Genomic DNA, 12149 nt, shown 5'->3' with positions numbered 1-12149 from the left:
GCAAATCCCATGGCAGAATGGCCGCCATGACAGATACCGGGGTGCGATTGGTGGCCAGACGCCACGTCGACCTCAAGCGTGTCTGTAGCTGTTGTTGTCTGCCCTGCGGCGTGTAAAGCAGCCCGGCGTCCCCCTGCCCTGAGTGCAGTCGACGCTCGCCTGTGTTCGTCTCCCCGTTTCTGCCCGCTTATCCCGGCCGGCCGAGGACGATCCCCGCGAGGAAACAGCCCTCCTCCCCTGTCTTCGACCGGTGCACCGTGAGATTCACGAAATTCAGGAGCACCCATGACGTCGACCACCGACGCCGAATCCGCTGCGAGCCCGCCCGCGCCGGCTCGCGCCGCCCGCCCGAAGAAGCGCGCCTCCGAGGGCCAGTGGGCCCTCGGCTACCGCGAGCCGCTCAACGCGAACGAGCAGATCAAGAAGGACGACAACCCGCTCAACGTCCGCGCGCGCATCGAGAACATCTACTCGAAGCAGGGTTTCGACAGCATCGACAAGGCCGACCTGCGCGGCCGCATGCGTTGGTGGGGCCTGTACACGCAGCGCGAGGAGGGCTACGACGGCACCTTCACGGGTGACGAGAACATCGACCTGCTCGAGGCGAAGTACTTCATGATGCGGGTACGGTGCGACGCCGGCGCCCTCACCGCCGCGCAGTTGCGCACGATCGGCGAACTCTCGACCGAGTTCGGGCGCGACACCGCCGACCTCTCGGACCGCGAGAACGTCCAGTACCACTGGATCGAGATCGAGAACGTCCCCGAGATCTGGCAGCGGCTCGAGGCCGTCGGCCTCAAGACCACCGAAGCGTGCGGCGACTGCCCCCGCGTCGTGCTCGGATCCCCACTGGCCGGCGAGTCGTTCGACGAGATCCTCGACCCGACCCCGGCGATCGACGAGATCGTCCGCCGCTACATCGGCGATCCCGAGTACTCGAACCTGCCGCGCAAGTTCAAGACCGCGATCTCCGGGCAGCAGGACGTGGTGCACGAGATCAACGACGTCGCGTTCGTGGGCGTGAACCACCCCGAGCACGGTCCGGGCCTGGACCTGTGGGTGGGCGGCGGCCTGTCGACGAATCCGATGCTGGCGCAGCGCGTCGGCGTGTGGGTGCCGCTCGACGAGGTCCCGGACGTGTGGGAGGCGGTGGTCTCGGTCTTCCGCGACTACGGCTACCGCCGGCTGCGCGCGAAGGCGCGGCTGAAGTTCCTGATCAAGGACTGGGGCATCGAAAAGTTCAGGGAGGTACTCGAAACCGAGTACCTGAAGCGCAAGCTGATCGATGGCCCCGCGCCGGAGAAGCCGGAGCGCCCGATCGACCACATCGGCGTCCAGAAGCTGCGCAACGGCCTCAACGCGATCGGGTTCTCCCCCATCGCCGGCCGCGTGTCGGGCACCATCCTGACCAAGGTCGCCGCCGCGGCCGAGGGGGTCGGCTCCGACCGCATCCGCTTCACGCCGTACCAGAAGCTGATCGTGCTCGACGTGCCCGACGACAAGGTCGAGGAGCTGATCGCCGAACTGCAGCCGCTCGGCCTGCACGCCCGGCCGTCGCACTGGCGTCGGAACCTGCTGGCTTGCAGCGGTATCGAATTCTGCAAGCTGTCGTTCGTGGAGACTCGCAAGCGCTCGCAGGTGCTCGCGCCGGAACTCGAGGAGCGGCTCGCGGACATCAATGCCCAGTTGGACGTCCCGATCACGATCAACATCAACGGCTGCCCCAACTCGTGCGGCCGGTCCCAGATCGCGGATATCGGGTTCAAGGGCCAACTGGTCGACGACGGCGAGGGCAACCAGATCGAGGGATTCCAGGTCCATCTGGGCGGCAGCCTGGGCCTCGACAGCGCCTTCGGCCGGAAGCTACGCCAGCACAAGGTGACCAGCACCGAACTCGGCGACTACATCGACCGGGTGGTGCGCAACTTCGTGAAGCACCGCACCGAGGGTGAACGCTTCGCACAGTGGGCAGTTCGAGCAGACGAGGGGGATTTGCGTTGACGATCGACATCACCACGGCAACCCAGGACGAGCTCCGGGCACTTGCCGCGCAGGGCGCAGCGGAGCTGGACGGCGCGTCCGCTCGGGAACTGCTGCAGTGGACCGAGGACACGTTCGGGGCCGGGGCGAGCGAAGCGGCGGGGTACCGCAACAGCTACATCGTGGCGTCGAACATGCAGGACGGTGTGCTGGTTCACCTTGCGGCACAAGTGCATCCCGGCGTGGACGTGCTGTTTCTCGAGACCGGCTACCACTTCGCGGAGACCATCGGAACGCGCGACGCGGTGGAGCAGGTGTACGGCGTCAACGTCATCAACGCACAGGCCGAGGCTTCCGTCGCCGAGCAGGATGCGGCCGAGGGCAAGGACCTGTTTGCCCGCGAGCCCAATCGCTGCTGCGCGCTGCGCAAGGTCGCGCCGCTGAAGGCGACGCTGAAGAACTACCGGGCGTGGGTCACCGGCATCCGCCGGGTCGAGTCCCCCACCCGGGCGAACGCCCCGCTGATCTCCTTCGACGAGGCCTTCGGACTGGTGAAGATCAATCCCATCGCCGCGTGGTCGGACGACGACATGCAGGCGTACATCGACGAGCATTCGATCCTGGTGAATCCGCTCGTCGACGAGGGATATCCGTCCATCGGGTGCGCTCCGTGCACCGCCAAACCTCTCCCCGGCGCCGATCCGCGTAGCGGTCGGTGGGCCGGTTCCGCCAAGACAGAATGCGGGTTGCACGCCTCATGACAATCGACATCTCACTCCCCGAGCCGCGGCTTCAGCTGGACGGCACCAAGTTCGACACCCTCGACGCCCTCGAGTCCGAGGCCATCCACATCTTCCGTGAGGTGGCGGGCGAGTTCGAGCGCCCCGTGATCCTGTTCTCGGGCGGCAAGGACTCGACGGTGCTGCTGCACCTCGCGATCAAGGCCTTCTGGCCGGCGCCACTGCCGTTCGCGCTGCTGCACGTGGACACCGGGCACAACCTGCAGGAGGTGCTCGACTTCCGCGACCACGTGGTCGCGAAGTACAACCTGCGCCTGCACGTGGCCAAGGTCGAGGACTATCTCGCCGACGGCCGGCTCACCGAACGCCCCGACGGCATCCGCAACCCGTTGCAGACGGTCCCGCTGCTGGACGCGATCGCCGAGAACCGCTTCGACGCGGTGTTCGGCGGCGCCCGCCGCGACGAGGAGCGGGCCCGCGCCAAGGAGCGGATCTTCTCGCTGCGCAACGCGTTCGGCCAGTGGGATCCCAAGAAGCAGCGCCCCGAGCTGTGGAACCTGTACAACGGCCGGCACTCCCCCGGCGAGCAGGTGCGCGTGTTCCCGCTCAGCAACTTCACCGAACTCGACATCTGGCGCTACATCGCGCGCGACAACGTCGAGCTGGCCAGCATCTACTACGCGCACCAGCGTCCGGTCTACCAGCGCGACGGCATGTGGATGACGCCGGGCGTGTGGGGCGGACCGGCCGACGGCGAAGAGCTGCAGACGATCTCGGTGCGCTACCGCACCGTCGGCGACGGCTCGACCACCGGCGCGGTTCTGTCCGACGCCGCCGACAACGAGGCGATCCTCGCCGAGGTCGCCGCGTCGCGTCTCACCGAGCGCGGCGCCACCCGTGGTGACGACCGAGTTTCCGAAGCGGCCATGGAAGACCGCAAGCGAGAGGGCTACTTCTGATCATGAGCGACCTGTTGCGCCTGGCTACGGCCGGCAGTGTCGACGACGGCAAGTCCACTCTCGTGGGCCGGCTGCTGTACGACACCAAATCCGTTCTGGCCGATCAGATCGACGCCGTCACCCGCGCGTCGGTCGACAAGGGCCTGTCCACTCCCGACCTGTCGCTGCTCGTCGACGGCCTGCGCGCCGAACGCGAGCAGGGCATCACGATCGACGTCGCGTACCGCTACTTCGCGACCCCGCGCCGGTCGTTCGTGCTCGCCGACACCCCCGGGCACGTGCAGTACACCCGTAACACCGTCTCGGGCGCGTCCACCGCACAGTTGGTGATCCTGCTGGTCGACGCGCGCAAGGGTGTCATCTCGCAGACCCGCAAGCATGCCGCGGTGCTGGCACTGCTCGGTGTGCCGCGTCTGGTGTTGGCGGTCAACAAGATCGACCTCGTGGAGGATCCGGCGCAGGTCTTCGCCGACATCTCCGCCGAGTTCCGGTCCCTGACCGGTTCGCTCGGCTGGGCCGCCGAGGACGTCCTGGAGATCCCGGTGTCCGCGCTGCACGGCGACAATGTCGCGGTGCGGTCGGAGAAGACGCCGTACTACGACGGGCCGACGCTGATCGAGCATCTGGAGTCGGTGCCGGTGGACAGCGACAATGAAGGCAAGCACGCTGTGGGCCTGCGCTTCCCGGTGCAGTACGTGATCCGTCCGCGCACCGCCGAGTTCCCGGACTACCGCGGCTACGCCGGACAGGTCGCGGCGGGGTCCGTCGCCCCCGGCGACGAGGTGGTGATCCTGCCGTCCGGAACCCGGACGACGGTCGCCCGGATCGATACCGCCGACGGCGAACTCGACTCCGCGCATGCGGGACGCAGTGTGACGCTGGTGCTCGCCGACGACGTGGACGTCTCGCGTGGCGATACCATCGCCTCGCCGATCTCCGCCCCCGAGCCGATCGACACGTTCGACGCCACCGTGTGCTGGCTGGCCGAGAAGCCGCTGCGGCCGGGTGCGCGTCTGCTGCTCAAGCACGGCACCCGCACCACGCAGGCCATCGTCGGGGCCCTCGTCGAGCGCCTCGACGACCAGGAGCTGACGTCCGAGCTGAGCCCGGAAACCCTCGAGCTCAACGAGATCGGCAAGATCACGGTGCGCGTCGCGGAGCCGATCGTGGCGGACGACTACACCGTCAACCGCCACACCGGCTGCTTCCTGCTGATCGACCCGGCCGGCGGCAACACCCTCGCCGCCGGACTCGTCGGCGATGCGATCGCGGCCGTCGAACTCGGTGAGCGGGTCTGAGACCGTGACGCGGCTGATCACGGCGGCGGTGCCGCCAATGATCGCTGTCGCCCACGGCAGCCGTGACCCCCGATCCGCTCGGGTGGTCTCGGCTGCCGTGGCGGCGATCCGCGCCCGGCGGCCGGAACTCGACGTACGGCTGTGCTTCCTGGACCTGAACGCGCCGTCGGTCGATCAGGTGGTCGATGCGGTTGCTGCAGAGGGACATTCGACGGCCGTCGCCGTCCCGTTGCTGCTCGGCAGCGCATTCCATGCACGGGTGGATCTGCCCGGAATCCTCGCCGCTGCCCGGGCCCGGCATCCGCAGCTGACCGTGCTGCAGTCGGGCGTCCTGGGGCACGACCGCCGACTGATCGACGCGGTGCGCGACCGGATCACCACGGCCGGCGCCACCGCCGACGACGCCGACACCGGGGTCGTGCTCGCGGCGGTCGGATCGTCACACACCGCCGCGAACGACGACACCCGTAGGCTGGCCGCGGTCCTCGCGGAGGGTACGCGGTGGGCCGGCGCTGTCACCTGTTTCGCGACCTCCGCGGAGCCCACCGTCGGTCAGGCAATCTCCCTGCTGCGCTCGAGAGGGGTCGAACGCATCGTGATCGCCCCGTGGTTCCTCGCCCCCGGCCGCCTCACCGACCGCCTCGGTGCCGCAGCATTGGCGGCTGCCCCCGAGGTGCTGTTCGCCGACACCATCGGTGCACACCCCCATCTCGCGGACGTCGCGCTCGATCGATACGAAGCAGCGCTCGCCGTGGACGCCCGGATCGAACGGTCCGCTTGACGGTTCCTCGGTACTCGTTGCGGCTCAGGTGATGAGGCTTATTCCGGAACAGGTCGGGCGTTGCGTGTCCGTCGCCATGCGCTGACCGCAATCGCCACTGCTGCCACCGACAGGAGATCGGAGACCGTCAGACCGTGTTCCGGGCTCAGGCTCCACAGGACACCGCCCTCCAACGGGCCGTTGGCGAACACCCACACGACCGCAACGGAAACCAGTGCTGTGGCGGCGGGCCGAGTCGGCTTCGCCAGGCACCACGCCGAGAGAACAACCAAGATGTTCATCGTGAGGGCGGGATAGAAGTAGTCAGCCATCGAAAGTCTCCTGGTTCACACCGGCGATTGCGCACCATTCTCCCTTCTGCTCAGCCGGGCGAGCTGTTCGCCCCGTCCCGCTGAATCACGTTCGAAAGGCCATCCCGCGATCACCCAACGCCTCACCGAGGATCCGGATCGCCTTCGGGCCCACGCCGTGCATCGCAAGCAGTTCGGATTCGGTGTGCCGGGCAACGTCCTCGAGTGACGACAGTCCCGCACCGGCGAGCGCCCTGGTTGCGGGCCGACCGATCGCGGGAGGCAGGTCACCGCTGCCGGGCTCGGACACCTCGGGCATCGCCATCGCGGCCTTGCGGAGGTGACGGATCGTCGTCATACGAGGGATCGTAGGTGCCCGGACCGACGGCCGTGGCGTTCGGCACAACCGCTTTACCTCGAGTGAACTTCAGGTTCTAGCGTCGAGGACGACCCCCTGACGCCCCGACGAAGGACCTCGCGTTGACGACCGCCACCCCGATTTCTCAGCTCAACGGCGACTTCCGCCGGGCGTTCCGCGGCCACCCCGCCGGTGTCGCGATCATCACCGCGCAGGGCCACGACGGGCCTGTCGGACTGACGTCGTCGTCGGTGTCGTCCGTCGCGGTGGACCCGCCGATCCTCGGGTTCTCGCTGCAGTCCGATCGGGGCTCGGCCGCCGTCGTCGGATCCGCCGCCAGCTTCCTGGTGCACCTCCTGACCGCCGAGAACGTCGCCCTGGCACGGCTGTTCGCCACACCCGGGACCCGACGCTTCGGCCCCGAGATGTCCTGGTCGCAGCTCGAGACCGGTGAACCCATGATCCACGGAACCGGGCACGTCCTGCGCTGCACGCCCCTGTCGAGCGTGCATGCCGGCCCGGCGACCGTTCTGACCGCCGCCGTGGAGGACATCTACGCACCCGAGCACCTCGGGGCGCCACTGGTATACCAGGACCGGAGCTACCACTGCGTGAGTCCGTGGACGGCACTCCCCTGATCATTCGCTCGTTCGACTCGTCGATAGTCGCGCGAAAATCTTTACCGCAGCTTTATTCTCGTGGCCATGCAGCGAACTCTCCGCCGAGCCCGCCGAGCCCGCCGACGGGTCGGCGCCACGGCGTTCGCCCTCGCCGCCACAGCATCACTCGCACTCACCACCGCCACCGCGCCGGCATCCGCAGCAACTCCGGTGCTCCCGAATCCGGGATCCGCGATCGGTGACCCCTGGGAACTCCAGACGGTCATGCGCGCCGCGGCCGCGGTCGTCGACCACAGCGCACCGGGCATGTCGATCGCGATCGTCAAGCCCGACCCACACCAGCCGGGCGAGTCGATCACCACGACCTATTACTTCGGGTTGGCGGACAAGGAGAACAAACGCAAGGTCAGCCCGCAGACGCAGTTCGAGATCGCATCGGAGACCAAGACGTTCACGGGTGCACTGCTCGCGAAGAGGATCTATCGGGGCCTTGCGGAGCTCGACGACCCCGCCCAGGACTACGAGCAGAACGTCACGTTCCCGACGATGGACGGATCTGCCATCACGCTCGGGGATCTCGTCACCCACCGGTCCGGACTCACCGACGATCCGGGCAATCTGCATGCGGGCTGCCCGGGCGACGACCCCAAATGTGTGGACGCGAAGGCCCTGTACAACCGGACCCTCCTGTGGGAGGGGCTCGAGGCCCCCGGCGCACTCGCGAATCCCCCAGGCTCGACGTGGCTCTACTCGGATTTCGGGTTCGGCGCGCTCGGCACCCTCATGGCGGACGCCTTCGAACCGGGCCGTCCCGAGCCTCGGTTCGCCGACGTCGTCGAGCGTGAGCTGACCGGGCCCCTCGGCATGACGTCGACCGTCCTCGAGACACGAACACCGGACCTGGCCCAGCCGTACAGGAATGGAGCCAAAGCGGACCTCTGGAACAACACCGGCGCCCTCGCAGGCGGCGGTGGACTGATCAGCACCGTGTCCGACATGGCGAAATGGACCGCCGCGACCCTCGGCTTCGGCGACAGCCCGCTCGTTCCGGTGCTGCAGTCGATGCTCCGTCCCGTTCCGGGCGTTGCACCGCAATCCGATCCGACCATGCAGATGGGCATGGCCTGGCAGCTGTACCCGGCACAGAAGGGCATCGCGTATCCCTACGCGTTCAAGGACGGCGCCTCGAACGGCAGCACCAGCGCCACCTACCTCCTGCCCTCCGAGGGTTGGGGCGTGACCGTGCTCGCGAACGGTAAGAACGTGCTTCCCGACGGCCAGGAGAACCCGACGACCGATCTCGCCGCACTCGAGCTGATGCGTGAACTGGCTCCCGCCGGCCCGCTGTCGGGGGGAAGCAGCAGCGGATCACTGTCCTTCGGTTCCCTCGGCTCCTGAACCGGTACCGGATACACGAAGGCCCGGCCCCGTGCGGGACCGGGCCTTCGTTCTTCCCGCGCTACCCGGTGATGTCTGTGGGCCGGACGTACACCGTCTCGCCCTCCCGCAAGCCGAGCATCTCGGCGTCGCTGCGGGTGATCTGGGCCGAGAGTTCCTGCGCGCCGGTCTTGGGCTGCAACTCCACCCGCACCTCGAACCCGAGGTGCACGACGCGGGAGACTGTGGCCGCGAACGACTGCGGGATCTGGGTGCGCTCGAGCCGCAGATCGTGCGGGCGCACCAGCTGCCCGTTGAGCCGCGCCACGGGCCCGAGGAACGACATCACGAAGTCGTTGGCCGGGGTGTCGTACAGCTCCTGTGGGGTACCGACCTGCTCGATCCGCCCCTTGTTGAGGACCGCGATCCGGTCGGCGACGTCGAGCGCCTCCTCCTGGTCGTGGGTGACCAGGACCGTGGTCACGTGCACCTCGTCGTGCAGGCGCCGCAGCCACGTGCGCAGGTCGTCGCGCACCTTGGCGTCGAGCGCGCCGAACGGCTCGTCGAGCAGCAGCACCTGCGGGTCCACGGCGAGGGCGCGGGCCAGCGCCATGCGCTGACGCTGACCACCGGACAGCTGCGCCGGGTAGCGGTGCTGGAAACCGTCGAGTCCGACGATCGCGAGCAGGTCGTCGACCTTCTTGGCGATCTCGGCCTTGGGACGCTTGCGGATCTTGAGGCCGAACGCGACGTTGTCGCGCACCGTCATGTGCTTGAACGCCGCGTAGTGCTGGAACACGAAGCCGATGTCGCGCTTCTGCGGCGGTACCCCGGTGACGTCCTTCCCGGCGATCGTGATGGTGCCCGAGTCGGGCTGCTCGAGGCCGGCGATGGACCGCAGCAGCGTCGACTTGCCCGAACCGCTGGGCCCGAGCAGCGCCGTGAGCGAGCCCGACGGGATGTCGAGGGTGACGTCGTCGAGCGCGGCGAAATCGCCGTAGTTCTTGCGTGCCCCGGTCACGGTAATCATGTCGTGCTCCTCTTACGGTCGAGCAGAGTCATCAGCAGGAGGGTCACCACAGCGATCGACATCAGCAGTGTCGCCGCGGCGTAGGCCCCGAAGGTGTTGTGGTCATCGATGTAACGGAAGTGCACGAGCAGGGTCAGGGTCTGCGACTGGCCGGGAATGCCCGACGAGACCATGATGACGGCACCGAACTCGCCGAGAGCGCGGGCGACGGTGAGGACGATGCCGTACGTCAGGCCCCAGCGGATCGCCGGAAGGGTGATCCGGGAGAACGTCTGCCACTTGGACGCCCCGAGCGTGGCCGCGGCCTGCTCCTGCTCGTCCCCGATCTCGTGCAGCACGGGTTCCACCTCGCGCACCACGAACGGCAGGGTCACGAAGATCGTGGCGATCACCATGCCGGGCAACCCGAAGATCACCTTGAAGCCGAGCGACTCGACGCCGCCGAACCACCCGTTCGCACCCCACAGCAGGATCAGCGAGACGCCGACAACGATCGGCGACACCGCGAACGGAAGGTCGACGACGGACTGGAGCAGCCCGCGGCCGGGAAAACGACCCCGCACGAGGGCCAGCGCGGTGACGATGCCGAAGATGACGTTGATCGGCACCACGATCGCGACGATCAGCAGCGACAGGTTGAGCGCCGAGATCGCGGCCGGGGTGCTGATCGCGTGGTAGAAGGCGACGAATCCGTGCTCGAAGGTGCGGTACAGGATCACGCCGATCGGCACGATCAGGAGTACGAACAGGTAGCCGAGGACGATGGTGCGCAGGCTTATCCGCGCCCAGGGTGAGATCTTCACTGCGCCTGCTCCTCTCGGCGCTGGTTGCGCGCGGCGAAGATACGCAGCACGAACAACGTCGCGAAGGCGATTGCCAGCAGGGTCACCGACACCGCCGCCGCACTGACGGGACGGTCGATCTCGATCTGCTGCTGGATGTACTGCGAGGCCACCTGGGTCTCGCGCGGGATGTTGCCGCCGATCAGCACCACCGAGCCGTACTCGCCGATCGCGCGGGCGAAGGCGAGCCCGGCGCCACTGATGATCGCGGGTGCGAGCGTCGGCAGCACCACTCGACGGAAGATCGTCCAGTTGTTCGCGCCGAGCGATGCCGCGGCCTGCTCCACCTCGCGGTCGGCCTCCATCAGCACCGGCTGCACCGACCGGACCACGAACGGCAGGGTGACGAACGCGAGCGCCACGATCAGGCCGGGCTGAGTCGCATTGAGATGCACGTCGATCGGGCTCTGCGGCCCGTACAGCGACAGCAGCACGATGCTGGCGACGATGGTCGGCAACGCGAACGGAAGATCGATCAGCGACCCCACGATCCGCTTGCCCGGGAACTCGTCCCGCACCAGCACCCACGCGATCATCGTGCCCATCACCACGTTGATCAGGGCAACGATCACCGACACCACGATCGTCACACGGAGCGCCGCCAGGGCGCCGGGCGCGGTGACCGCGTCCCAGAACCCGGACCACCCGTCCTCGAACGATGTCACTGTCAGCGCCGCCAGGGGCAGCAACACGATGATGCTGAGCCACAACGCCGCGATCCCGATCCCCAACGGACCGACCGCGCCGGTGACGGCGAACCGGCGCCGGAAGCGTCCCTTCGGTTTCCGCGGTGGTGCGGCCGGCACGGTCGGCTGTGGCGCCTGAGTCGTCACTGTCGTCATCACTTCGTCGCGTTCTCGTAGATAGCGGCGATCCGGCCCGAGTCCTGCTCGAACAGATCCTTGTCGACGGTGTCCCAGCCACCGAGGTCGGCGACGGTCCACAGCTGCTGCGGTTCCGGGAAGTCGGCGGCGTACTCGGCCATGACGGCCGGGTCGACGGGCCGGAAGCCGGCCTCCGCCCACTGCCGTTGCGCCGCGGGGGTATACAGGAAATCACGGAACGTGACCGCGGTGGATGCGTTCCGACCGGTCGAGACCACCGCCACCGGGTTCTCGACCTTGAAGGTCACCGGCGGGGTCACGTGCTCCACCGGATCACCCTTGCGTTCGGTGAACAGCGCCTCGTTCTCGTAGCTGAGCAGCACGTCACCGGTCCCCTGCAGGAACATCTCGGTCGCCTCGCGGCCGGACTTCGGCTGCACCTTCACGTGCTCACCGATCAGCTTGCCGAGATAGTCGAGACCGGCCTTCGGATTCCGCCCGCCGTCGCTCGCGGCCGCATAGGGAGCCAGCAGGTTCCACTTCGCCGACCCGGAGCTGAACGGGTTCGGGGTCACGACCTCGACGCCCGGCCGGAGCAGGTCGTCCCAGTCGCCGATGTTCTTCGGATTGCCCTCGCGGACGACGAGCGTCACCACGGACCCGAACGGGACACCGCCGTAGGTGTCCTTGTTCCAGCTGTCGTCGACCAGCCCCTCCTCGACGAGGCGCGTGATCTCCGGCTCGACGGAGAAGCTGACGAGGTCCGCCTGGGCACCGTCCTTCACCTTCCGCGACTGGTCGCCGGACGCCCCGTACGACGGGTTGAACCGCACCCCCGCGCCCTCGCCGGTCTGGGCGAACGCGGCGGTCACCTTGTCGTAGCCGGGCTTCGGGACTCCGTAGGCGAACATGTTGATCGTGCCGCCGCTGCCGTCCGCACCGACGTCGACTCCGCCCATGACATCGCTCGAGCCGCCGCTACACCCGGCAAGAGCGACTGCTCCGACCGCGACGAGCGCAGTCAGGAACGAGCGGGACCGATGCTTCATA

14 protein-coding genes are annotated in these 12149 nt (G+C 67.9%); 8 read left to right on the top strand and 6 right to left on the bottom strand.

Features of this window, described 5'->3' with window-relative positions:
* Positions 1 to 17: 17 nt before the first annotated feature.
* From DEU38_RS29760 to DEU38_RS05305, 6 genes are all read left to right on the top strand, one after another.
* Positions 18 to 116, top strand: coding sequence for an Ms4527A family Cys-rich leader peptide (locus DEU38_RS29760; RefSeq protein ID WP_397484320.1), 99 nt, complete (start codon positions 18 to 20; stop codon positions 114 to 116).
* 169 nt (positions 117 to 285) lie between these two features.
* The gene (locus tag DEU38_RS05325; protein WP_114719087.1) at positions 286 to 2001 is read left to right on the top strand and encodes a nitrite/sulfite reductase; all 1716 of its coding nucleotides are present in this window, start codon (positions 286 to 288) and stop codon (positions 1999 to 2001) included.
* Positions 1998 to 2741 carry a phosphoadenylyl-sulfate reductase gene (locus DEU38_RS05320; RefSeq protein WP_114719086.1) on the top strand — a complete coding sequence of 248 codons (744 nt, stop codon included), beginning with the start codon at positions 1998 to 2000 and terminating at the stop codon, positions 2739 to 2741. The genes DEU38_RS05325 and DEU38_RS05320 overlap by 4 nt, the downstream gene beginning before the upstream one ends.
* Positions 2738 to 3679: a sulfate adenylyltransferase subunit CysD gene (gene cysD, locus DEU38_RS05315; protein WP_114719085.1), complete on the top strand. Its 942-nt coding sequence runs from the start codon at positions 2738 to 2740 to the stop codon at positions 3677 to 3679. The genes DEU38_RS05320 and cysD overlap by 4 nt, the downstream gene beginning before the upstream one ends.
* A gap of 2 nt (positions 3680 to 3681) precedes the next feature.
* On the top strand, positions 3682 to 4977 hold the full coding sequence (locus DEU38_RS05310) for a sulfate adenylyltransferase subunit 1 (RefSeq protein ID WP_114719084.1): 1296 nt from the start codon (positions 3682 to 3684) through the stop codon (positions 4975 to 4977).
* A 28-nt stretch (positions 4978 to 5005) separates the two neighbouring features.
* Positions 5006 to 5758 (top strand): sirohydrochlorin chelatase, encoded by a 753-nt coding sequence (locus DEU38_RS05305; protein ID WP_114719391.1) that lies wholly within the window; start codon positions 5006 to 5008, stop codon positions 5756 to 5758.
* A 38-nt stretch (positions 5759 to 5796) separates the two neighbouring features.
* Here the strand turns inward: DEU38_RS05305 and DEU38_RS05300 are convergent, their stop codons facing one another.
* Both DEU38_RS05300 and DEU38_RS05295 read right to left on the bottom strand, forming a co-directional pair.
* Complete coding sequence (locus DEU38_RS05300; protein ID WP_114719083.1) at positions 5797 to 6069, bottom strand: hypothetical protein; 273 nt, start codon at positions 6067 to 6069, stop codon at positions 5797 to 5799.
* A gap of 85 nt (positions 6070 to 6154) precedes the next feature.
* Positions 6155 to 6406, bottom strand: a complete 252-nt coding sequence (locus tag DEU38_RS05295) for a hypothetical protein (RefSeq protein WP_254622571.1) — start codon at positions 6404 to 6406, stop codon at positions 6155 to 6157.
* A gap of 122 nt (positions 6407 to 6528) precedes the next feature.
* On the opposite strand from DEU38_RS05295, the gene DEU38_RS05290 reads away from it, so the two are divergent.
* Both DEU38_RS05290 and DEU38_RS05285 read left to right on the top strand, forming a co-directional pair.
* On the top strand, positions 6529 to 7044 hold the full coding sequence (locus tag DEU38_RS05290) for a flavin reductase family protein (RefSeq protein WP_114719082.1): 516 nt from the start codon (positions 6529 to 6531) through the stop codon (positions 7042 to 7044).
* A 66-nt stretch (positions 7045 to 7110) separates the two neighbouring features.
* The gene (locus DEU38_RS05285; RefSeq protein ID WP_114719081.1) at positions 7111 to 8424 is read left to right on the top strand and encodes a serine hydrolase; all 1314 of its coding nucleotides are present in this window, start codon (positions 7111 to 7113) and stop codon (positions 8422 to 8424) included.
* Positions 8425 to 8485: 61 nt separating this feature from the next.
* On the opposite strand, the gene DEU38_RS05280 is transcribed toward DEU38_RS05285, so the two are convergent.
* From DEU38_RS05280 to DEU38_RS05265, 4 genes are read right to left on the bottom strand one after another with little or no spacing between them, the layout of a single operon-like run.
* Positions 8486 to 9433: a sulfate/molybdate ABC transporter ATP-binding protein gene (locus DEU38_RS05280; protein WP_114719080.1), complete on the bottom strand. Its 948-nt coding sequence runs from the start codon at positions 9431 to 9433 to the stop codon at positions 8486 to 8488.
* Positions 9430 to 10236: a sulfate ABC transporter permease subunit CysW gene (gene cysW, locus DEU38_RS05275; RefSeq protein WP_114719079.1), complete on the bottom strand. Its 807-nt coding sequence runs from the start codon at positions 10234 to 10236 to the stop codon at positions 9430 to 9432. The genes DEU38_RS05280 and cysW overlap by 4 nt, the downstream gene beginning before the upstream one ends.
* Positions 10233 to 11117, bottom strand: coding sequence for a sulfate ABC transporter permease subunit CysT (gene cysT / locus DEU38_RS05270; RefSeq protein ID WP_397484317.1), 885 nt, complete (start codon positions 11115 to 11117; stop codon positions 10233 to 10235). The genes cysW and cysT overlap by 4 nt, the downstream gene beginning before the upstream one ends.
* Complete coding sequence (locus DEU38_RS05265) at positions 11117 to 12148, bottom strand: sulfate ABC transporter substrate-binding protein (protein WP_114719077.1); 1032 nt, start codon at positions 12146 to 12148, stop codon at positions 11117 to 11119. The genes cysT and DEU38_RS05265 overlap by 1 nt, the downstream gene beginning before the upstream one ends.
* Position 12149: the final 1 nt, after the last annotated feature.

It is taken from the genome of Rhodococcus sp. AG1013, assembly GCF_003350365.1.
Classification (GTDB): domain Bacteria; phylum Actinomycetota; class Actinomycetes; order Mycobacteriales; family Mycobacteriaceae; genus Prescottella.
This window is presented reverse-complemented; position numbering and strand designations above follow the sequence as displayed.

What these genes read in the sequence shown, in the direction of transcription:
- DEU38_RS29760 (WP_397484320.1), top strand. Translation starts at nt 18, where the DNA reads ATGGCCGCCATGACAGATACCGGGGTGCGATTGGTGGCCAGACGCCAC.
- DEU38_RS05325 (WP_114719087.1), top strand. Translation starts at nt 286, where the DNA reads ATGACGTCGACCACCGACGCCGAATCCGCTGCGAGCCCGCCCGCGCCG.
- cysD (WP_114719085.1), top strand. Translation starts at nt 2,738, where the DNA reads ATGACAATCGACATCTCACTCCCCGAGCCGCGGCTTCAGCTGGACGGC.
- DEU38_RS05310 (WP_114719084.1), top strand. Translation starts at nt 3,682, where the DNA reads ATGAGCGACCTGTTGCGCCTGGCTACGGCCGGCAGTGTCGACGACGGC.
- DEU38_RS05300 (WP_114719083.1), bottom strand. Translation starts at nt 6,069, where the DNA reads ATGGCTGACTACTTCTATCCCGCCCTCACGATGAACATCTTGGTTGTT.
- DEU38_RS05295 (WP_254622571.1), bottom strand. Translation starts at nt 6,406, where the DNA reads ATGACGACGATCCGTCACCTCCGCAAGGCCGCGATGGCGATGCCCGAG.
- DEU38_RS05285 (WP_114719081.1), top strand. Translation starts at nt 7,111, where the DNA reads ATGCAGCGAACTCTCCGCCGAGCCCGCCGAGCCCGCCGACGGGTCGGC.
- DEU38_RS05280 (WP_114719080.1), bottom strand. Translation starts at nt 9,433, where the DNA reads ATGATTACCGTGACCGGGGCACGCAAGAACTACGGCGATTTCGCCGCG.
- cysT (WP_397484317.1), bottom strand. Translation starts at nt 11,117, where the DNA reads ATGACGACAGTGACGACTCAGGCGCCACAGCCGACCGTGCCGGCCGCA.
- DEU38_RS05265 (WP_114719077.1), bottom strand. Translation starts at nt 12,148, where the DNA reads ATGAAGCATCGGTCCCGCTCGTTCCTGACTGCGCTCGTCGCGGTCGGA.